General features: G+C 64.1%; 18 protein-coding genes and 1 tRNA gene. 6 read left to right on the top strand and 13 right to left on the bottom strand.

What is annotated here, in order from left to right:
- Positions 1–11 precede the first annotated feature (11 nt).
- The 4 genes from Q0330_RS03270 to Q0330_RS03285 all read right to left on the bottom strand — a co-directional run bounded on the left by Q0330_RS03270 (position 12) and on the right by Q0330_RS03285 (position 4,281).
- Positions 12–1,220: a beta-ketoacyl-[acyl-carrier-protein] synthase family protein gene (locus Q0330_RS03270; protein WP_299474437.1), complete on the bottom strand. Its 1,209-nt coding sequence runs from the start codon at positions 1,218–1,220 to the stop codon at positions 12–14.
- A 17-nt stretch (positions 1,221–1,237) separates the two neighbouring features.
- Complete coding sequence (locus tag Q0330_RS03275; protein WP_299474379.1) at positions 1,238–1,498, bottom strand: acyl carrier protein; 261 nt, start codon at positions 1,496–1,498, stop codon at positions 1,238–1,240.
- A gap of 27 nt (positions 1,499–1,525) precedes the next feature.
- Positions 1,526–2,611: a UDP-3-O-(3-hydroxymyristoyl)glucosamine N-acyltransferase gene (locus tag Q0330_RS03280; RefSeq protein WP_299474382.1), complete on the bottom strand. Its 1,086-nt coding sequence runs from the start codon at positions 2,609–2,611 to the stop codon at positions 1,526–1,528.
- A gap of 74 nt (positions 2,612–2,685) precedes the next feature.
- The gene (locus Q0330_RS03285) at positions 2,686–4,281 is read right to left on the bottom strand and encodes a L,D-transpeptidase family protein (RefSeq protein ID WP_299474385.1); all 1,596 of its coding nucleotides are present in this window, start codon (positions 4,279–4,281) and stop codon (positions 2,686–2,688) included.
- Between the two features lie 286 nt (positions 4,282–4,567).
- On the opposite strand from Q0330_RS03285, the gene Q0330_RS03290 reads away from it, so the two are divergent.
- Positions 4,568–5,125 carry a DUF882 domain-containing protein gene (locus tag Q0330_RS03290; RefSeq protein ID WP_299474388.1) on the top strand — a complete coding sequence of 186 codons (558 nt, stop codon included), beginning with the start codon at positions 4,568–4,570 and terminating at the stop codon, positions 5,123–5,125.
- A 74-nt stretch (positions 5,126–5,199) separates the two neighbouring features.
- Here Q0330_RS03290 and Q0330_RS03295 read toward each other — a convergent pair whose 3' ends face one another.
- The 4 genes from Q0330_RS03295 to Q0330_RS03310 form a co-directional block, all read right to left on the bottom strand.
- The gene (locus Q0330_RS03295) at positions 5,200–5,835 is read right to left on the bottom strand and encodes a DsbA family oxidoreductase (protein ID WP_299474391.1); all 636 of its coding nucleotides are present in this window, start codon (positions 5,833–5,835) and stop codon (positions 5,200–5,202) included.
- A gap of 438 nt (positions 5,836–6,273) precedes the next feature.
- Positions 6,274–6,480, bottom strand: coding sequence for a cold-shock protein (locus Q0330_RS03300; protein ID WP_299474441.1), 207 nt, complete (start codon positions 6,478–6,480; stop codon positions 6,274–6,276).
- 200 nt (positions 6,481–6,680) lie between these two features.
- Entirely contained in the window at positions 6,681–8,627 is a 1,947-nt protein-coding gene (gene thrS, locus Q0330_RS03305; protein ID WP_299474393.1) for a threonine--tRNA ligase, read from the bottom strand.
- An 88-nt stretch (positions 8,628–8,715) separates the two neighbouring features.
- Complete coding sequence (locus Q0330_RS03310; protein WP_299474396.1) at positions 8,716–9,660, bottom strand: glycosyltransferase family 2 protein; 945 nt, start codon at positions 9,658–9,660, stop codon at positions 8,716–8,718.
- 159 nt (positions 9,661–9,819) lie between these two features.
- Between Q0330_RS03310 and Q0330_RS03315 the strand changes: the two genes are divergently transcribed.
- The gene (locus Q0330_RS03315; RefSeq protein WP_299474399.1) at positions 9,820–11,049 is read left to right on the top strand and encodes a multidrug effflux MFS transporter; all 1,230 of its coding nucleotides are present in this window, start codon (positions 9,820–9,822) and stop codon (positions 11,047–11,049) included.
- Here the strand turns inward: Q0330_RS03315 and fdhD are convergent.
- Positions 11,046–11,837, bottom strand: coding sequence for a formate dehydrogenase accessory sulfurtransferase FdhD (gene fdhD, locus Q0330_RS03320; protein ID WP_299474402.1), 792 nt, complete (start codon positions 11,835–11,837; stop codon positions 11,046–11,048). The genes Q0330_RS03315 and fdhD overlap by 4 nt on opposite strands.
- Before the next feature lie 43 nt (positions 11,838–11,880).
- Positions 11,881–13,050 carry an AGE family epimerase/isomerase gene (locus tag Q0330_RS03325; RefSeq protein ID WP_299474405.1) on the bottom strand — a complete coding sequence of 390 codons (1,170 nt, stop codon included), beginning with the start codon at positions 13,048–13,050 and terminating at the stop codon, positions 11,881–11,883.
- Between the two features lie 93 nt (positions 13,051–13,143).
- On the opposite strand from Q0330_RS03325, the gene modA reads away from it, so the two are divergent.
- The 3 genes from modA to modC are packed head-to-tail and all read left to right on the top strand — an operon-like array spanning position 13,144 to position 15,705.
- Positions 13,144–13,896 (top strand): molybdate ABC transporter substrate-binding protein, encoded by a 753-nt coding sequence (gene modA / locus Q0330_RS03330; protein ID WP_299474408.1) that lies wholly within the window; start codon positions 13,144–13,146, stop codon positions 13,894–13,896.
- Between the two features lie 31 nt (positions 13,897–13,927).
- Positions 13,928–14,623, top strand: coding sequence for a molybdate ABC transporter permease subunit (gene modB, locus Q0330_RS03335; RefSeq protein ID WP_299474411.1), 696 nt, complete (start codon positions 13,928–13,930; stop codon positions 14,621–14,623).
- Complete coding sequence (gene modC, locus Q0330_RS03340) at positions 14,620–15,705, top strand: molybdenum ABC transporter ATP-binding protein (protein WP_299474444.1); 1,086 nt, start codon at positions 14,620–14,622, stop codon at positions 15,703–15,705. The genes modB and modC overlap by 4 nt, the downstream gene beginning before the upstream one ends.
- Positions 15,706–15,749: 44 nt before the next feature.
- On the opposite strand, the gene ychF is transcribed toward modC, so the two are convergent.
- The gene (ychF, locus tag Q0330_RS03345; RefSeq protein WP_299474414.1) at positions 15,750–16,847 is read right to left on the bottom strand and encodes a redox-regulated ATPase YchF; all 1,098 of its coding nucleotides are present in this window, start codon (positions 16,845–16,847) and stop codon (positions 15,750–15,752) included.
- Between the two features lie 252 nt (positions 16,848–17,099).
- On the opposite strand from ychF, the gene Q0330_RS03350 reads away from it, so the two are divergent.
- The gene (locus Q0330_RS03350) at positions 17,100–17,630 is read left to right on the top strand and encodes a hypothetical protein (protein ID WP_299474417.1); all 531 of its coding nucleotides are present in this window, start codon (positions 17,100–17,102) and stop codon (positions 17,628–17,630) included.
- A 397-nt stretch (positions 17,631–18,027) separates the two neighbouring features.
- On the opposite strand, the gene Q0330_RS03355 is transcribed toward Q0330_RS03350, so the two are convergent.
- Both Q0330_RS03355 and Q0330_RS03360 read right to left on the bottom strand, forming a co-directional pair.
- The gene (locus Q0330_RS03355) at positions 18,028–18,930 is read right to left on the bottom strand and encodes a hypothetical protein (RefSeq protein ID WP_299474420.1); all 903 of its coding nucleotides are present in this window, start codon (positions 18,928–18,930) and stop codon (positions 18,028–18,030) included.
- Positions 18,931–19,207: 277 nt separating this feature from the next.
- Positions 19,208–19,284: transfer RNA gene (locus Q0330_RS03360), tRNA-Arg, on the bottom strand.
- Positions 19,285–19,289 lie beyond the last annotated feature (5 nt).

Genomic DNA, 19,289 nt, shown 5'->3' on the forward strand with positions numbered 1-19,289 from the left:
GTTTGCGCCGCTCAGATCCGGCGCAGGGCGATCACCGCGTTGAGGCCGCCGAAGGCGAAGGCGTTGGACAGCACCGCCTCGACCTGCGCCTCGCGGGCCTCGTTCGGCACCACGTCGAGCGCGCATTCCGGGTCCGGTTCCTCATAGCCGATGGTCGGGGCGATGATGCCCTCGCGCAGGGCCATGATGCAGGCCAGCAATTCGACCGCACCGGTGCCGCCGATGATATGGCCATGCATGGACTTGGTCGAGGAAATCATCAGCCGGTCGGCGTGATGGCCGAAAGCATGGGCGACAGCGGCGCATTCGGTCTTGTCATTGGCCGCCGTGCCGGTGCCATGGGCATTGATATAACCGATCTCGTCCGGGTTCAGCCCGGCATCGCGCATCGCCCCGGTAATCGCGCGCTCGGCCCCTTGCGCGCTTGGCATGACGATATCCTGCGCATCCGAGGACATGGCGAAGCCCACCACCTCGGCCAGGATTTCGGCCCCGCGGGCGCGGGCATGGTCGTAATCCTCGAACACGAAGACCCCGGCCCCTTCGCCCTGAACCATGCCGTTGCGATTGCCCGAGAACGGCCGGCAGGCGTCCTTCGACATCACCCGCAGCCCTTCCCAGGCCTTGACCCCGCCAAAGCAGAGCATGGCTTCCGAGCCACCCGCCAGCATGACCTTGGCCGCACCCGAACGCACCATCTGGAAAGCCTGCCCCATCGCGTGATTGGAACTCGCGCAGGCCGTGGCCACCGTATAGGACGGGCCGCGCAGCCCGTATTCCATGCTGACATGGCTGGCGGCGGCATTGTTCATCAGCTTCGGCACGACGAAGGGGTGAACGCGGTTCTTTCCTTCCTCGTAGACGACGCGGTAATTCTCGTCCCAGGTGTTCAGCCCACCGCCGGCGGTGCCCAGAATGACACCAGAGCACAACCCCAGCTCGCCCTGAAAATCCAGACCCGACTGGGCCACGGCCTCTTTCGCGGCCAGCAGCGTGAACTGGGTGAACTTGTCATAAAGCAGGATCTGCTGACGGTTGAACCAGGTTTCCGGCTGCCAGTCATGGATCTGCGCGCCGATCTGGATGGTCAGCCGCTCGACATCGCGGAATTTCAGATCGGTGATGCCGCAGCGCCCCTCGCGAAACGCGTCCAGGGTCGAGGGCACATCGAGGCCAAGCGCGTTGACCGTGCCCATGCCGGTGATGACGACCCGCCGCAAACCGTTACGCCCCTTGCTCATGCCTTTTCGGCCACCAGCTTTTCGACGGCGGCGAAGATGCTGCCCATGTTCGAGATGTCGAATTCCGATTTCTCGGGCTCATTGGCGTTGAAGGGGATGGTGATGTCGAATTCCTCCTCCAGTGCGAAAATCGATTCGACCAGCCCGAGACTGTCGATGCCAAGTTCCGCCGGGCTGGCCGCGTCGGTTACCTGATCGACATCCAGCATCGCCTGTTCGGCAATGATCTCTCGGATGCGGTTACGAATATCGCTCATCTGGTCCTCCGATGGGTCTGGCAGGGCTCAGGCCTTGTCCAACAAGTCTGTAACAGATTTCTGAAGCTTGGCGACCGTGGCGGCAAGTCGCGGCAGGCGGCGGGTGGCGCGGTCGATTTCCATCCGCGCGGTCATCTCGACCGCCGGACTGCCCAGCACGATGCGCCCGGCGGGCACGCGGCTGAAGAGCTTGCTGGCGCCCCCCGCGATCACGTCGTCGCCCACGGTGATATTGTCCGAAACCCCGCATTGCCCGGCCAGCACCACCCTGTCGCCAATCACCGAGGAGCCGGCAATGCCGACCTGCCCGCAGATCAGGCAATCCTCGCCGACGATGACGTTATGGCCGATATGGACGAGGTTATCGAGCTTGGTGCCGCGCCCGATCCGCGTCGCCCGGATCGTGCCCCGGTCGATGGCGCTGCCGGCCCCGATCTCGACATCGTCGCCGATCTCGACCCCGCCGAGGGAATGGATTCGAACCCATTTCTGTTTCTTGATTTCTTCGCGTTTTCCAAGCGTTCGGCGCATTTCCTCGACGCCGGACTCCTCGGGCGTGACAAAGGACAGCCCGTCCGATCCGATCACCACGCCGGGCTGGATCACCACGCGGTCGCCGATGTTCAGCCCGTGCTGCAGGCGCGCGCCCGCCAGGATCAGCGCATCCGCCCCGATCCTGGTGCCGCGCGCGATGGAGACATGGCTGGCGATGCGGGCGCGCGGCCCGATCTTTACGCCCGCGCCGATCACGACAAAGGGGCCGATGGCCGCATCCGCGCCGATCTGCGCGGATGGGTCGATCACCGCGCTCGGATGGATGCCCGGCGCGATATCGGGGCCGGGATCGAAGCTGCGCGTCAGCCCGGCCATCACCAGTCGCGGGCGCGGCGCGAAGATCGCCGCCGCCAGCCCATAGGCTTCGGGGTCCATACCCTCGGCCAGGATCGCCACATCGCCCGGTTTCAGCGCCTCGGCATATTTCGGCGCCATCGCCAGTGTGATCTGGCCCGGCGCGCCCTGCCCCGGCTCGGCCGCGCCGCTGACCGCAATGGACAGATCGCCCCAGGCGCGCGCATCGAGCGCCGTGGCGAGTTCCTTGATCGTGACCTGCATCGCGGTCTCCTTTCGCGGAATGATCTAGACATCCGCAGCCGGCTTTGCCAGCCCCGCGAATTCCGAAGCCGCGATCAGCTGTTCGCTTCCGCCGCCTTCTGCATCGCATTCCAGACCCGCGCATCGCGCCCATAGACATCGGGATAGGTCCGCAGCTTGCCATCCGGGCCGGGAATGGTCGTGAAATAGACCAGATGGATCGGCAGCGGTTCGTCCAGCTTGATCCAGCGCTCCTCGCCCGTGCTCAGCGCGCGCTGGAACAGGCCCTTCGGGTCGCTGCTGTTGCCGCGCAAAAGCTCGTAAGCCAGATCGAAGGGCCGACCGACGCGCACGCAGCCATGCGAATAGGCGCGCGTCGCATTGCCGAACAGCCCCTTGGAGGGCGTGTCGTGCAGATAGATATTATAGGGGTTCGGGAACATGAACTTGACCTGGCCAAGCGCATTGTCGGCCGAGGGCTTCTGGCGCAGCGTATAGGGGAAGTTCCGGTCCGTGTATTGATTGAAGTCGATATTCTCGCGCGGGATCACCCGACCGCGCCGGTCGACCACGTCGAGATGAGAGACCGCATAGCGATTGGCCCGCAGCTTCGACAGATAGGATTGCGCCGCGATCGAACGCGGCACGTTCCAGCGCGGGTTCGGAACCACGAATTCCATCCTATCGCTGAATTCCGGGGTTTCCCAATCGGCCTCCGGCTTGCCGACGACGACGCGGGTCTCGAAGACGGTCTGGCCGCCCTCGCGGATCTCGGCCATGTAGCTGGGGATGTTCACCCAGATCATGCGGGTGCTCAGATCGTGGCCGTTCAGCCAGCGCATCCGCTCCATCGCGATCATCAGGCGGCGGGTCTGCGGGCCGGTATCGGCGCCGTTCAGGCGCGCAAGCGTCTTCGGACCGGCGACGCCGTCATCGGGCAGCCCGGCGGCGCGCTGATAATCGGCCACCGCCCCGGCCAGCCCCTCGTCGAAGGATTGCGGATCGACCGGCGGGGTGGCGGCCTCGAAACCGATGCTGGCCAGCCGCTGCCGCAGGTCGGCCACATCCGGGCCGGAGGTGCCGATGCGATAAAGCCCCGAGGCCACGTCCGGCGCGCCCGGCGGCGCCACCAGCGAGGCCTGCTTGGCCAGCATCTCCTTCATCTGCAGATAGGCCGGATCCTGCGGCTCCAGCGCCGCCAGAGCCGCGGCCGGATCGCCACTCGTCATCCGATCCAGCAGGGCCGGCATGTCGACCGCGATCACCTCGCGCTTGTTCATCCCATCGGTGCGCGCCGGATCGACCAGCCCGTTCGAGACATCGTCGGCCCAACGCGAGAGCACCCGTGCAAAGCGCAACTCGGTCCCGACATCGCGGGCCGGGGTGTCGGGATCGAGACCGCTGGTATCGTAACGCTGCGGCGGAAGCCCGTGCAGCGGCGCCTGCCTGACCGCATCGAGCAGCGCCGCGCGGCGCGGGGCGGCCTCGGGACCAAGGAAGACCGGCTTCAATCCGTGAGCGCCGTAGAAAGCCGCCAGCCCCGGATCGCCGGCGACGGATTGCGCCAGCTGCATCTCGAATTCCGAGAAATCCAGCTTCGGCGCCGGAAATGCGGCGACCATGGCTGGCAGGACTGCCAAGGCGGCACCGGCCACCAGGGCACGGCACAGCCGATTCGGAAACTCGTTCACCTTTTGACCTCTGCTCGGGCGTTTTCCTTAATGTGCCAGCCCTGCGACAATGCGTCCAGCATCGTCGCCCTGCGACGGCTCTTGACGTGAAATCCTTGGGCCAACCGTGTTCTTGCGGGCACAGACAGGCGGATTTTCGCCGAAATGGGCAGTATCTCGCTCAGCCTGGAACGAAATGGCTTCGACCTGTGGCGAGATGGTGACATATTCTTCATCAGTCCCGGGATAAACACGGGACAGGCCACCCCGCGTGGTGAGTTAAGAAAAGCAGGACAGGCGATCTGAAATGACAATCGACATCACCCGCCGCGGCATCATGGGTATTTTTGCCGCAACGACCGTTGCCGCTGCCCCGGTTGCAGCCAACGCCTTCGGAATCTTGCGCAAGTCCGGCGACTATCGCCGCATCAACATGTATTCGCCGCGCACCGGCGAAAGCATCGACACCGTCTACTGGATTGATGGCAAATACATCCGCGACGCGCTGAACGAGATCAACTATTTCATGCGCGACTGGCGCACCGGTCAGGCCATCGGCATCGACCCGCGCAATATCGACATCGCGACCGCCGCGCACCGTCTGATGCAGACCAACGAGCCCTATATGATGCTCTCGGGCTATCGTTCGCCCAAGACCAATGCCATGCTGCGCGCGCGTTCCTCGGGTGTGGCCCGGAACTCGCTGCACATGTCGGGCAAGGCCGCCGACATGCGGCTGAAATCGCGTTCGGTCAACCAGATCTACAAGGCCGTCGCGGCCTGCCGCGCCGGCGGCGTCGGCAAGTATTCGCGCTCGAACTTCGTGCATATGGATTGCGGCCCGGTCCGCACCTGGGGCGCATAAGCGCACCCAAGGACATCAGCCAAATGGCCCGCCCCCGTGGCGGGCCTTTGCTTTTGGGCAGGCGGGTTCCGCAGTCAGTCGCCGGAAGCGGACAGCTCGTCGATGACCTTTCGCCACAGATCCGCCGATTGCGCCCCCGGCACAACCTGGCTTCCGGCGATGACAAAGGTCGGCACCGCGCGGATGCCGCGTTCGCGGGCATGGGCCTCGCGGGCCAGCACCTCATCGCGATCCGCATCGCTGGCGAGAAGCCGCAGGATCATCTGCCGGTCCATTCCCGCATCTGCGCCGATCCCGGCCAGCACCTGAGGATCGCCGATATCCCTGCCCTCGCGCCAATGGGCCCGCATCAGGCCCGACATGACCAGGCTCTGCGCGCCCTCGATCCCGGCCCAATGCAGCAGCCGAAACCCGTCGAGCATCTGCGGCACCCGCTTGATCGCGGCCATGTTGATCCACAGACCCAGCCGTTCCGCCGCCCGCAGGACCGGCTCGTTCGCGGCGATGATCCCGGCCTCGTCGCGGAACTTCGCCCGCATATAGTCGACATGGTCCACCCCCGAGGGCGGCAGGTTGGGGTTCAGCCGGAACGGATGCCAGGTGATGGCGAAATTGTGGCCGGGACGCGTTTCCAGCGCCTGATCCAGTTCGGCCTTGCCGATCATGCACCACGGACAGGTCGGATCGGCGAAAATGTCCAGTGTGGTCAATGTCCCGCCCCCAATTTCAACGGCAATTCTGCGTCTGGTGAGGGATAGCGAGGCAGAGGTTGCGATGCAATGCGCAGGCATTCCTCACGGCTTATCCGCATTTTCGCACGACCCTTGGCAGATCGTAAAACCTGTCGCTGCGCGGCAGAAATCGACGCGCAATGAGGAACGGCACAAAATGGACCGAGCATCATTGAAACAGGAAATCAGGTCATAATCGGCTGCATGATCGCCATACGGGCATCAAGCATTCCGGCGCGTCAGAAACGCCCAAGCGCAACGCTATGCCCTAGGTAAAGGCGAAAATATGCGCTCAGTTCAAGACCCACTGCCGCGTCGGGCAAACAGGCAGGTATCAATCAGAGACAACCAGTATCCTGATCGCCCCAAACCGGAAAATTGCGGGAATGACGAGAAGGCCCCTCCCGCAACAAGATGTCAGAGCAGTTTCAGATCCGAAGCAGATTCGCGACCGTCACGGCCCGCCTGCAGCTCGAAGCTGATTTTCTGGTTGTCCTGCAGACCGGTCAGACCGGCGCGCTCGACCGCAGAAATATGCACGAAGACATCCTTGCCGCCCGAATCGGGGGCGATGAAGCCGTAGCCTTTGGTGGTGTTGAACCATTTAACGGTGCCAGTGGCCATTCCGTTCTCTCCTTCGAATTTCCCGATCGCGGGCTTGCGACCGGGCCGTGCAGCCCTTTCGATATTCCGGCTGCCCCGTGAAGGGAGGCGGTAGAAAGTCATGCTCACGCCGTAACCCTTGAAGTAATACAGACAAAACGCAAGCAGGAAACGCCGCCGAATGTCACGGCAGCGTTAATCTTTAATGACATCGGCATATTTCAGCCGAAATCAGGCGGGGTTGCCTCATGGTTAAGCGTGGAAACCACCTCATCAAGGGCGATGGAGCGGCTTCCCTGCTGATCCAAACGCCGCATCGAGACAGTTCGTTCCTCAACTTCCTTCATTCCGATGGCAAGAATCACCGGAACCTTCGCAACGGAATGCTCGCGAACCTTGTAATTGATCTTCTCGTTGCGGATATCGGCCTCGGCGCGAATGCCTGCCGCCTGCAGGGTCGAGACGATCTCGCGCACATAATCGTCGGCATCCGAGACGATGGAGGCCACGACCACCTGACGCGGTGCCAGCCACAGGGGCAGCTTGCCGGCGAAGTTCTCGATCAGGATGCCGATGAAGCGTTCGAAGCTGCCGAGCGTGGCGCGGTGCAGCATGACCGGGCGGTGTTTCGCGCCATCTTCACCGATATAGGAGGCATCCAGCCGTTCGGGCAGGACGAAATCGACCTGATGGGTGCCGCATTGCCAGTCGCGGCCGATGGCGTCGGTCAGCACGAATTCCAGCTTCGGCCCATAGAAGGCGCCCTCGCCCGGATTCACCTCTGGCTCGATACCGGCGGCGCGGGTGGCCGACAGAAGCGCGCTTTCCGCCTTGTCCCAGACCTCGTCGGAACCGGCGCGATGCTCGGGGCGGGTGGCGAATTTGACCCGGAACTTGTCGAAGCCGAGATCGCGATAGATGGCCGAGAGGAAGTCGATGAAGCGCCTGGTCTCGCTTTCGATCTGATCCTCGGTGCAGAAGATATGCGCGTCGTCCTGGGTGAAGCCGCGCACCCGCATGATCCCGTGCAGCGCGCCCGAAGGTTCATAGCGGTTGCAGGAGCCGAACTCGGCCATGCGCAGCGGCAGGTCGCGATAGCTCTTCAGGCCGACATTGAATATCTGCACATGGCAGGGGCAGTTCATCGGCTTGAGCGCGTTGACGGTCTTCTGCTTGGCGTGCTCCTCGTCCACCTCGACGATGAACATGTGGTCCTGGTAATTTTCCCAGTGACCGGATTCCTCCCACAGCCGCCGGCTGACCACCTGCGGGGTGTTCACCTCGACATAGCCGCCGGCGCGCTGACGGCGGCGCATGTAATCCTGCAACGTGGTGTAGATGTTCCAGCCGTTCGGGTGCCAAAAGACCTGGCCCGGGGCTTCTTCCTGCATGTGGAACAGGTCCATCTCGCGGCCGAGCTTGCGGTGATCGCGCTTCGCCGCCTCCTCCAGCATGTGCAGATGGGCCTTCAACTCGTCCTTGTTGCGGAAAGCCACGCCATAGATGCGTTGCAGCATGGGGCGCGAACTGTCGCCCAGCCAATAGGCCCCGGCGACATGGGTCAGCTTGAAGGCATCGGCGGGCAGTTGCCCCGTGGTCTGAAGATGCGGGCCGCGGCACAGGTCCTGCCAGTCGCCATGCCAATACATGCGCAGGTCTTCATTGCCCGGGATGCGGTCGATCAGTTCCACCTTGAACGGCTCGCCGCGCTGTTTGTAATAGGCGACCGCGCGGTCACGGTCCCAGACCTCGGTACGGACAGGGTCGCGGGCGGCGATGATCTGCTTCATCTTTGCCTCGATCTGGCCGAGATCTTCGGGCGTGAAGGGTTCCTCGCGGTCGAAATCGTAGAACCAGCCGTAATCGCGGACCGGGCCGATGGTGACCTTCACATCGGGCCAGATCTCCTGCACGGCGCGGGCCATGACATGCGCGAAATCGTGGCGGATGAGTTCCAGCGCCGGCGCGTCGTCCTTCATCGTGTTGATGGCGATGGCGCCGCTGTCATGGATCGGCCAGGCGAGGTCGATATGGCGACCGTCGAGGCTGGCGGAAATCGCCTTCTTGGCGAGGCTCGGCGCAATCGACTGCGCCACTTCGGCGGCGGTCACCCCGGCGGGATAATCGCGCGAATTGCCATCGGGAAATGTCAGGGAAATCTGGCTCATGGCCGTCTCCTCGTCGGTTTGGCGCCCACGGAACGCCCGGTTGCGGGTTATGTCAGAGCCGCTGACATGCGCCGGATCGGCGATGCTGTCAACCGTCCGGCCTGTCCGCCTCGGCAAGTGCGGCGATCTTGCCCGCATAGCGCGCCTCGGCCTCGGCCTGGGCCTCTGCCACGCCGGGCAGCGACAGCAGGCGGGCCATCTCGGCGGCGGTTTCGGCGCCATAGCGGGCGGTGATGCGGCGGTCGGCGATATTGGCCGCCGCGAATTGCGCCCAGTAACTCTCGTTCCAGCGTTGGCCGATCTCCTCGCCGATTGCCGCCGCGCCATTGCCGCGCAACCCGCGCAGCAGGAAGGATTCGATGGATTTGATCGTGTAGTGATTATACCAGGCGCAGTCATGGGCGATCAACCGGGGCGGAAAGTTCCGCAGATGGGTCCAGAGCTTGCCGTCATCTGGCACCGCCATGACCTCGCCATTGCCGCGCATCGCGGCGATATCGCCGCCGCCCAGAAACCCGACCGGATGGTGGTTCTGCACTCCGCGCCAGCGCCCCTGCCCCCGGCTGAGGCTTTTGACCGGGGCGTTCTGGCGCGCTTTCTCGGGCAGGCGCCGGGTAAACTGCTCGGTCACGCGGCCGGGCTGCCATGCCTCGTTTTCAGAGGTTCCGAAGCTGAGCGCCGAGAGCGAGATCACATCGACCTCCGGCCCGGCAAGCGCGGTCAGGTCGCCGACCCGACCCGCACCGACATTCACGAACAGGAATTCGTCGACATCCAGCGCCATGATCCAGTCGGCGCGGTCGGTATCGAAGGCCTCGCGCATCTTCTCATAGGCGCGCCGCTGCGGGCGTTCGCCCGGTTTCAGACGGTTCGGCAGATGGGTGATGGCGCCCTGCGCGGCAAGCGCGTCGAGCAGCAGATCGGTGCCATCGCTGCAATCGTTGCTGGCGACATGGATGGCATCGAAGCCGAGCACGCGGTGATGGGCCACGAATTCCAGCACGAAAGGGCCTTCATCCTTCATCGAACTCATCAAGACGTGGCGCATCATCATTCCCGGCTAGCCAATGCCGCGAAATCTGCCGCCGATCCGGCCCTGGCACAAGGGCCGGGGCGCAGATTTCGCCGGGCGCAGGACTTGCCCTTGCTGGGTCAGGGGTATAAGCGCAAGGCACCGCGACAGGTGACAGCAATGACATCCCCGAACCCAACGCCGCCCGTATCAACGCCGGCGCGCAAGCTTCCTCTTTTCGAATTCGTCGCCATGCTGGCGGTGCTTTTCGCGACGGCGGCCTTCTCGGTCGACGCCATGTTACCGTCGCTTTCCGAGATTGCCGCCGAGCTGTCGCCCGAGAACACCAACCGCGCGCAGCTTGTGCTGATGTCCTTCATGGCCGGCATGGGGGTGGGCACCGCCTGCGTCGGCCCGATCTCGGATGCCATCGGGCGCAAACCCTCGATCATTCTGGGGTCGGGGCTTTATATCGCCGCCTCGGCCGGTGCCATCTTCGCCAATAACCTGACGCTGCTTCTGGTCCTGCGCTTCATTCAGGGCATGGGTGCCTCGGGACCACGCATTGCCGGAACCGCACTGATCCGCGACCTTTATGCCGGGCGCGAAATGGCAAGGATCACCAGCTTCGTGATGATGATCTTCATCATGATCCCGGCCCTCGCCCCCGCCCTGGGAGAGTTGATCATCGAAAGCGCCGGAAGCTGGCGTGCGGTCTTCGGCGCCTTCATGGTCTTCGGGACCATCGGCATCACCTGGGTCTGGCTGCGCCAGCCCGAGACCCTGCCGCCCGAACGCCGTGTGCCGCTGAACCGCAAGCGGTTGGCCGCCTCGATCCGCGAGGTGTTGGGCAATCGGCAGGTCATGCTGTGCACGCTGGTGCTGACCCTGGGTTTCGCGCAGATGTTCGCACTTCTGTCGAGTTCGGAACAGCTTTTCGGCATCACCTATGGCCGCTCCGAGAGTTTTACCCGCTGGTTCGCTGTCATGGCCGTCCTCTCGGGCGCTGGCACCATCATCAATGCGCGTTACGTCATGCGCTATGGGATGCGCCGGATGGCGCGGGCCGCCTATGCCATGCAGATCGTCGCGGCATCGCTTGCGCTCCTGCTGGTCGCAAGCGGGGCGCTGCAAGGCGATGCAGCCTTTTACGGCTTCTTCATCTGGGCGGTCAGCCTGTTTTTCATGGCCGGCGTGACTTTCGGCAACCTGAATGCACTGGCGATGCAGAACATGCCGCATCTGGCCGGCGTGACCGCCAGCATGGTCGCGGCGCTGTCCGCGCTTGGTGCCGTAACCATCGCCGCCCCGGTCGGCCTTACCTTCAACGGCACGCCAACCCCGATGATGCTGGCGGCCCTGGTCTGTTCGTCGCTGGCCTGGCTGCTGATGGCACGGCTGCGCGACTAAAGCGCAAAGCGCGCGGCATTGGCGTGGATCTCGCCCTGCGAGGCAGAGCGCGCACGCGCTGCAAGCCCGATCCCCGCCTGTTCAGCCGCCGCGACCGCCGCCGAGCTTGGCGCCGCAAGCGCAACCATGACCGGCGCGCCAAGCGTCGCCACCTTCTGCACCAGATCGACCGAGACCCGGCTGGTCAGGATCACCGCCCCCGCACCGATCAGCCCGGCATGACCGCCCCGGATCAGCGCCCCGGCCAGCTTGTCGAGCGCATTGTGCCGCCCGACATCCTCGCGCAGCGCAATCAGCCCCTGCCCCGGCACATAGAATCCCGCCGCATGTGTCGCCCCGGTTGCGTCACGCAGCGCCTGCCCCGCATCTGTCGCGGCAACGGCCCGGTCGAGATCCTTTGCCGTCAGGACACAGGTGCCGCGCACCGGCCCGAGTTCTCGCATCGCCGCCGACAGGGTTTCCACCCCGCAGAGGCCGCAACCCACCGGGCCGAGCGTCCGCCGGCGCCGGGCGATGAAGCGCTGCCCGGCCTCTGGCTTCAGCCAGATGCGAAGATCGACGCCCTGCGCGACCCGTTCGGGTGTGACGGCGTCAATCTCCTCGGGGCGGGCGATGCCTTCGGTCAGGGAAAAGCCATAGGCAAAATCCTCCAGATCCGCAGGCGTGCCCATCAGCACCGCCTGGGTGCTGCCGTCATAGGTCACTGCAAGGGCGGTTTCCTCGGCCAGCGTGACCTCGATCTCTGCCCCGTCCGAGATCCGCCTTGCAGGGGCGGGGATGCTGCTCAATTCGACACCTCGCGGATCATGGACAATGAACGAACCTTGCCGGTCAGCCTTCGGCGGCCATCACGGCGGTCATGGCGTGATAGATGTCGGGCTTGCCGGGGAACAGCGTCTCGACCGGGCGGCCCTCGGGGTCGATCTCGGCATACCAGCTGCCGTTCTTGTGGTCGATGTGGTGGCGGTCGAGATGGGTCCAGAACTTATCCAGATCCTTCAGCCAATCCGCATCGCCGGTGGCGCGGTGCAAGGCATGGGCGGTGGCGACGGCCTCGGCCACGGGCCACCACAGCCGGCGACGATTGTCGATCTGGCCGTCCCAGTCCAGCGTATAGGCGAACCCGCCCTCGGGCAGCCAGGCATCGGCAAGCGCGCGGCGATAAAGCCCCTCCGCCGCCTCGACCGTCCAGTCGTCCTGCGGGTCGTTGCCGCCGGTTTCGCGCAGTTCCAGCACCAGCCGCGCCCATTCGATGGCATGGCCGGGCGTAGTGCCGGGCGGGCGGAACATCGGATCGCCCTCGAAATCGCGGTCGATCTGCCAGTCGGGCGTATAATGCTCGGGCACGACCCAGCCTTCGGCGCGGGCATGGCGGTCGATCATGAAACCGGCAATCGAACGCGCCATGGCCAGATCCGCCGGATCGGCCCAGGTCCGATGGGCGGCGATCAGCGCCTCGGTCAGGTGCATATTGGCATTGCCGCCGCGATAGGCGGGCGGATCGGTCCAGTCGGCCTCGAACGTGTCCGAGACCGCGCCCGGATCGAGTTCCCAGAAACGGCTGCGCAGCACCGTCATCACCGTCTCGCGCAGGCGCGCCGCGTCGGGATGGCCGATCCCCCCGGCCGAGGCCGCCGCCAGCAACACGAAGGCATGGCCGTAAGCCTGTTTCCTGCTGTCGAGCGGCCCGGCATCGTCCACCGCCCACCAGAAGCCGCCATTCACCGGGTCGAGATGGCCGGCGAACAGGAAGCTCATGCCGTGATCGACCACCGCGCGCGCCTGCGGATGGTTCAGCCCTGCCCCCTGGGCGAAGGCATGGATCATCCGCGTGGTCTCGTGCAGCTCGCGGGTATTGCCGCGGCCGCGCGGGTCGTCGGGCAGCGGCCTGCCATCGGCGGCCAGCTTGTAGAACCCGCCGGCAGGGTTCAGCGCGCGGGCATGGAAATCCAGCAGGCGCCGGGCTTCGGCACGCGTCCAGTCGGGTCCGTAATCGGTCATTCTGCTTTTCCTTTCGGCCACAGCCTTCGCGACATGGCTTGCCTGCCGCCGCAAAACAGTCAATATGTTCGACGAAACATAACGGAGTCGATCATGCAACGTCCCATGCGTCTCGCGGGCCTTGTCGCCCTTGTCGCCCTGCCTGCCTCTGCCGAGCAGGTGAATGTCTTCGCCGCCGCCTCGATGAAGACCGCGCTCGACGAGGTCGCGGCGCTTTTCACCGAAACCACCGGCAACGAGGTGGTGATCAGCTATGCCGGCTCGAACGCGCTGGCAAAGCAGATCATCGACGGCGCGCCCGCCGATATCTATATCTCGGCCAATACCGCCTGGATGGACGAGGTCGAGGGCGCCGGCATGATCGCCGAGGATGCGCGCCGCGATATCCTTGGCAATACGCTGGTGCTGATCGCCCATGACGACATCGCCCCCATCGAGATCGGCCCCGAGACCGACCTGAAAAGTATGATCGGCGACGGCAAGCTGGCCATGGCCCTGGTCGATTCGGTGCCAGCCGGCCAATATGGCAAGGCGGCGCTGGAAAGCCTTGGCCTCTGGGCTTCGGTCGAGGGCTCGGTCGCGCAGGCCGATAATGTGCGCGCGGCACTGGCGCTTGTCGCCCTGAACGAGGCACCTTACGGGATCGTCTATGCCACCGATGCCGCAGCCGAGGACCGGGTTCATGTCGCGGGCACCTTCCCCGCTGACAGCTATCCGACCGTAACTTATCCCACCGCCCTGTTGACCGGCGCCGCCGATCAGGCCGACCGCGACTTTTTCGCCGCCTTGAGCGACGACACTTCGGATGCCATCTTCGCCGAAAATGGCTTCAAGGTGCTGGACTAGGCATCGGGCGGACCGGCGGGAAAGAAAACGGATGGACTGGCTGACGCCGCAGGAATGGCAGGCGGTGACGCTCTCGCTCAGGGTGTCGCTCTGGGCGGTGGCGGCCAGCCTGCCCCTGGGAATCTTCGTGGCCTATGCGCTGGCGCGCTGGCGCTTTCCCGGCCATGCGCTGCTGAACGGGGTCGTGCATCTGCCCCTGATCCTGCCGCCGGTCGTCACCGGCTATCTGCTGCTTCTGGGCTTCGGACGGCGCGGTATCTTCGGCGCCCCGCTGGCCGAATGGTTCGGAATCGTCTTCGCCTTCCGCTGGACCGGGGCGGCGCTGGCAGCGGCGGTCATGGCCTTTCCGCTGATGGTGCGCACCATCCGCCTGTCGATCGAGGCGGTGGACCCAAGGCTGGAACAGGCGGCATCGACGCTTGGCGCCGGCCGGCTGGCGACCTTCGCCACCGTCACCCTGCCCCTGATCCTGCCCGGCGTCATCGCCGGCAGCATCATCGCCTTCGCCAAGGCCATGGGCGAATTCGGCGCCACCATCACCTTCGTCTCGAACATCCCCGGCGCGACCCAGACCCTGCCGACGGCGATCTATTCCGAATTGCAGGTCCCCGGCGGCGAGGCGCAGGCGGCCCGGCTGGTCATGGTCGCAATCGGTATCGCGCTTGCCGCACTTCTGGCCTCGGAATGGCTGGGCCGGGCGGTGGCGCGCAGGATTTCCGGCTCATGACGCTGTCGGTCGCGCTGAAGCAGAGTTTCGAGGATTTCTCGCTGAATCTGGCCTTTACCGCCGGGCCGGGGGTGACGGCGCTGTTCGGACGCTCGGGTGCCGGCAAGACCACGGTGGTCAATGCCGTCGCCGGGCTGCTGCGGCCCGATCATGGCCGCATCAGCGTCGATGAGCGGCTGCTTCTGGACACGGCCGAGGGCGTATTTCTGCCGCCCTATCGGCGGCGCGTCGGCTATGTCTTTCAGGATGCGCGGCTGTTTCCGCATCTGAGCGTGGGCGGCAATCTCGATTACGGCCGCCGTTTCGCCCCCCGAGCAGAGCGTCCCTCGCCCGCGCGCGTCGACGAGGTGGTGGCGCTTCTGGGCATCGGCGCGCTTCTCGACCGTCGCCCCGGCGCGCTGTCCGGTGGCGAAAGGCAGCGGGTGGCGCTTGGCCGCGCCATCCTGTCGGCCCCGCGCCTGCTGCTTCTGGACGAACCGCTTGCGGCGCTGGATGAGGCCCGGAAATCCGAGATCCTGCCCTATCTGGAGGGGCTGCGCGATCTCGGCCTGCCGATCCTTTATGTCAGCCATTCGGCGGCAGAGATCGCCCGGCTGGCCAGCCATGTCGTCATGCTGGAGGCCGGGCGCATCACCGCCGCCGGCCCGGCCGAGGCGGTGCTGTCCGATCCCGCCAGCGCCGGTGCCCTTGGTCGCGAGACCGGGGCGCTGATCCATGCCCGGGTCGAGGCGCAGGACAGCGACGGGCTGGCGCGGCTGGCGACCCCCGCCGGGCCGATCTGGGTCGCCCGCCCCGACCTGCCGCCGGGGGCGCAGGTCCGGCTGCGCATCCTCGCGCAGGAGGTCATGCTGGCGACCGAAGCGCCGAAAGGCATCTCGGCCCTGAACGTGCTGATGGGCCAGATCGACCACATCGGCGAGGAAGCCGATGGCAGCGTGCTGGTGCGGCTGCGGCTGGGGGAAGAGGCGGCGATCCTGTCGCGGATCACCGCGCGTTCGCGCCGGGCGCTGGATCTGGCGCCCGGGCGGCACGTCTATGCGATCCTGAAATCGGTCTCGATCGCCGAGGTGTCACGGGGCTGAAGTGGCGTGGGTTGACGTGGCATGGGGCGCTGACGCCCCTGCCCTCAGGCGTTGAACAGGAAATGCAGAACGTCGCCGTCCTTGACCTCGTAGGTCTTGCCCTCGACGCGGAACTTGCCGGCCTCGCGCGCGCCGGCTTCGCCCCTGCCGGCGACGTAATCGTCATAGGCGATGGTTTCGGCGCGGATGAAACCACGCTCGAAATCGCCATGGATCACGCCGGCGGCCTGCGGGGCATTCGTGCCCTTGCGGATGGTCCAGGCGCGGGCTTCCTTGGGACCGATGGTGAAATAGGTCTGCAGGCCCAGAAGGTCGTAGCCGGCGCGGATCAGCCGGTCCAGCCCGGCCTCGTCCAGCCCCATTTCCGACAGGAACATCTCGGCCTCCTCGGCATCGAGCTGGCTGATCTCCTCCTCGATCCGGGCCGAGATCACCACATGCCCGGCGCCCTGTTCGGCGGCCATCTTCGCGACCTTTTCCGACAGCGCATTGCCGCTTGCCGCCTCGTCCTCGGCGACGTTGCAGACATAAAGCACCGGCTTTGCGGTCAGCAGTTGCAGCATGTTCCAGGCCTTGCGGTCGTCATCGGCGACCTCGACGCTGCGGGCGGGACGGCCGGCCTCCAGCGCCTCCTTGGCGGCGCCCATCAGCCGGGCGTCCTCCTTGGCTTGCTTGTCGCCGGCATTGATCTTGCGGCTGAGATTTGCCAGCCGCTTTTCCAGGCTTTCGAGATCGGCGATCATCAGTTCGGTCTCGATGGTCTCGGCATCGGCGATGGGATCGACGCGGCCTTCGACATGGGTCACATCGCCGTCCTCGAAACAGCGCAGCACATGGGCGATGGCATCGACCTCGCGGATATTGGCGAGGAACTGGTTGCCCAGCCCTTCCCCCTTCGAGGCCCCCTTCACCAGCCCGGCAATATCGACAAAGGTGATCCGGGTCGGGATGATCTGCTTCGAGCCGGCGATTTCCGCCAGCGTGTCCAGACGCGGATCGGGCACGGCCACGTCGCCCACATTCGGCTCGATGGTGCAGAACGGAAAATTGGCCGCCTGCGCGGCGGCGGTGCGCGTCAGCGCGTTGAACAGGGTCGATTTGCCGACATTCGGCAGCCCGACGATCCCCATGCGAAAGCCCATGTTCCGTTCCTCGTGTGCCGGATCTCGAATGCGCCGCTTCTAAGCATCCGCCGCCCCCGGCGCAACCCGCCTGCTTGGGCTGCTGCCGGACACGGCCCGAAAGTTATCCACAGGCCGCTGAGCGGAAAACAGGCAGAAAACGATTCGGATAAAATAATTCAAATGTCATTTACAACAGGAGAAATTTTGCGAAAATCATTGCCGGAATCAGCAATGGGAGATTCCGGCCCTACACGTTAACAGGAGACGAACATGATTGCTTTCAAGTTTCTCACAGTTTTCGGTGCCGCAGCTCTTTTGACATCCGTCGCAAATGCAGAAGTCCTTTCCCCGGGCTCGGATAACTTTACCGAGGTCGGAAAAGAAGGTCCCTGGACGATTTATGCAGATGCAAACCGCCAATCCTGTCTGATCGAGGGTCTGGACGGCGCCGGGAACGTCGTCCAAATGGGGCTGACCAGCGATCACTCGCTCGGTTATGTCGGTGTTTTCACCCCCGCAGATGTCGGCCTTGCCAATGGCGGCACCCAGGAAATCACCATCGGCGTCAACGGCCATGCCTATTCCGGCGAGGTCAAGATGCGCGAGCATGGGCTGGCCGACGGCTATCAGGGCGGTTATTTTCTGGCCAATAACCCCCAATTCGTCGAGGACATGATGGTGGGTCAGGTTCTGATCGCCTTCCCAAACGACTCGGGCCAGGGGGTTGAAGTGGACCTGACCGGAAGTCGCGCGGCTATTGAGGCTGCTGCAAGCTGCACGCAAAGCCTGATGGCACAATAAATCGCGACACGTCCATCAACGCACCCAGCCTGATTTCCGGCTGGGTGTTTCCATGACGGTTCGCTGAATCATGATTATTTATGCAAAAGGTCATGGTTCGGCTGTAATCTCTAAGTCCGATCACATCATCACGACAATAAAAATAATTCGATCTTGAAAATCTCTGATTTAAAAAATTCATTTCGTTCACAGTTTAGGTCTATCACCAAGGATATATTTCGGAAATACAATCAAGTTTCAGGCAGGTCATGGCTCCGATGCACAAATGCACAGGAGATTTCTGGGATACGGAACCACCAATGGATCAATCATCGAGGCCGCGCCGAACCTGATTTCGGCGCTCACCCATGCGGGCGGGAACCGGTTGACCGTCCGGCTGCCCAAAGGGTCCGAAACATCAGCCCTGCGCGTCGTCCGGAACCAGGCGCCGCACATAGCGCACGCCAACTTTCGATTTCAGCATCCGCTTCGCGGTGTCGTACAGCCCGGCATCGCGCAACACGCGTTGAGTACGGTAGTGAACCGTAAATATCTCGCGATCCTCGGGAAGCGGCTTGCCTTTAAGCCTGCCACCCAGGATGAAATGCTGCTCCTCAGGAAGAATGTTCCACATCAGACCGGCCTTCCTGATCGCCACCGGCAGCGTCATCTGGTCGAGATACGGGCGCCGCTTGGGGATATGCTCGGCCCGGTCCAACTGGCGCGCGCAATCATACCAGACCTGCCCGAAATGCCGCCCGTCAGGCAGAGTCTCGGGGAAACCGACCAGTCCCGAACTGAAATAGGGCGGCACCTTCTTGCGTCTGCGCATCAGGCTCATCCGCTCCTCGGGCACATCCATGTCGAAGACTTCGTAAAGATCTTTCCAGATCGATGCGTCCGCCCACATCATCGAAGCTGCCTTGGAGCAGGAGACATGCCCCGGCACGAAAAGATTCTCGGGCCGGTTCGGGCGCAGAAACAGAATGTCGCTGTCGAGGAAGGCCGAATAGGCGGTGTCGCGAGGCTGCAGAGCGGCGATGATCTTGTTGCCGTGCGGATAGGGCGTGTCCCACATTCCTTCAGTCCGCATCGGCCGGATCTCGGCATTCATCATCTCATGTGCCTTGAACACGGCGGGGTGCAACTCGTCCATCCGATGTTCGGGACAATAGCCGATGGCCTGCACATCCTCGCCAAAATAGGTGCGGATCGAGGCGAGAAGATCGCATGCCATAATCTGATAATCGGGCGGCTCGACGATATAGAAGAAGGCCACCTTGCCAGTCATCGCCGGATTATCCATGCGCGCATTCACCATGATGTCCCCTGCCAGTCCTCGAACATCGGCACTCTAGAGAAGCGGCTGCACGGTGACAATCGGGGATTGAAAAGGCCCGAATCTTCGCGATTCCCGGGGAGAACCTGGTGGGGGAGACTGCTTCTGCTTTCGTTAAATCGGGTCAGGCAACACCCGCGCGTTCGGCAGGGTCGAGGCGTCAGGTTCCCCGCATTTGGTCTTGCGGACCGGGGCCACAGGGGGCAGCGCCTGCTGGCCAACTCAAAAGCCGAAAGCGCATGGAAAACAATAAGATGATTGGCGGACCCGGAGCGATTCGAACGCCCGACCCCCAGATTCGTAGTCTGGTGCTCTATCCAGCTGAGCTACGGGTCCGCTGT

Source organism: uncultured Paracoccus sp., assembly GCF_937873615.1.
In the GTDB taxonomy this organism is placed as follows: domain Bacteria; phylum Pseudomonadota; class Alphaproteobacteria; order Rhodobacterales; family Rhodobacteraceae; genus Paracoccus.

Bases quoted from the DNA above. Each gene is read 5' to 3' on its own strand.
- Q0330_RS03290 (WP_299474388.1), top strand. From the start codon at position 4,568: ATGACAATCGACATCACCCGCCGCGGCATCATGGGTATTTTTGCCGCA.
- thrS (WP_299474393.1), bottom strand. From the start codon at position 8,627: ATGAGCCAGATTTCCCTGACATTTCCCGATGGCAATTCGCGCGATTAT.
- modC (WP_299474444.1), top strand. From the start codon at position 14,620: ATGACGCTGTCGGTCGCGCTGAAGCAGAGTTTCGAGGATTTCTCGCTG.
- ychF (WP_299474414.1), bottom strand. From the start codon at position 16,847: ATGGGCTTTCGCATGGGGATCGTCGGGCTGCCGAATGTCGGCAAATCG.
- modB (WP_299474411.1), top strand. From the start codon at position 13,928: ATGGACTGGCTGACGCCGCAGGAATGGCAGGCGGTGACGCTCTCGCTC.
- Q0330_RS03310 (WP_299474396.1), bottom strand. From the start codon at position 9,660: ATGAGTTCGATGAAGGATGAAGGCCCTTTCGTGCTGGAATTCGTGGCC.
- Q0330_RS03325 (WP_299474405.1), bottom strand. From the start codon at position 13,050: ATGACCGATTACGGACCCGACTGGACGCGTGCCGAAGCCCGGCGCCTG.
- modA (WP_299474408.1), top strand. From the start codon at position 13,144: ATGCAACGTCCCATGCGTCTCGCGGGCCTTGTCGCCCTTGTCGCCCTG.
- Q0330_RS03275 (WP_299474379.1), bottom strand. From the start codon at position 1,498: ATGAGCGATATTCGTAACCGCATCCGAGAGATCATTGCCGAACAGGCG.
- Q0330_RS03355 (WP_299474420.1), bottom strand. From the start codon at position 18,930: ATGGTGAATGCGCGCATGGATAATCCGGCGATGACTGGCAAGGTGGCC.
- Q0330_RS03280 (WP_299474382.1), bottom strand. From the start codon at position 2,611: ATGCAGGTCACGATCAAGGAACTCGCCACGGCGCTCGATGCGCGCGCC.
- Q0330_RS03300 (WP_299474441.1), bottom strand. From the start codon at position 6,480: ATGGCCACTGGCACCGTTAAATGGTTCAACACCACCAAAGGCTACGGC.
- Q0330_RS03350 (WP_299474417.1), top strand. From the start codon at position 17,100: ATGATTGCTTTCAAGTTTCTCACAGTTTTCGGTGCCGCAGCTCTTTTG.
- Q0330_RS03315 (WP_299474399.1), top strand. From the start codon at position 9,820: ATGACATCCCCGAACCCAACGCCGCCCGTATCAACGCCGGCGCGCAAG.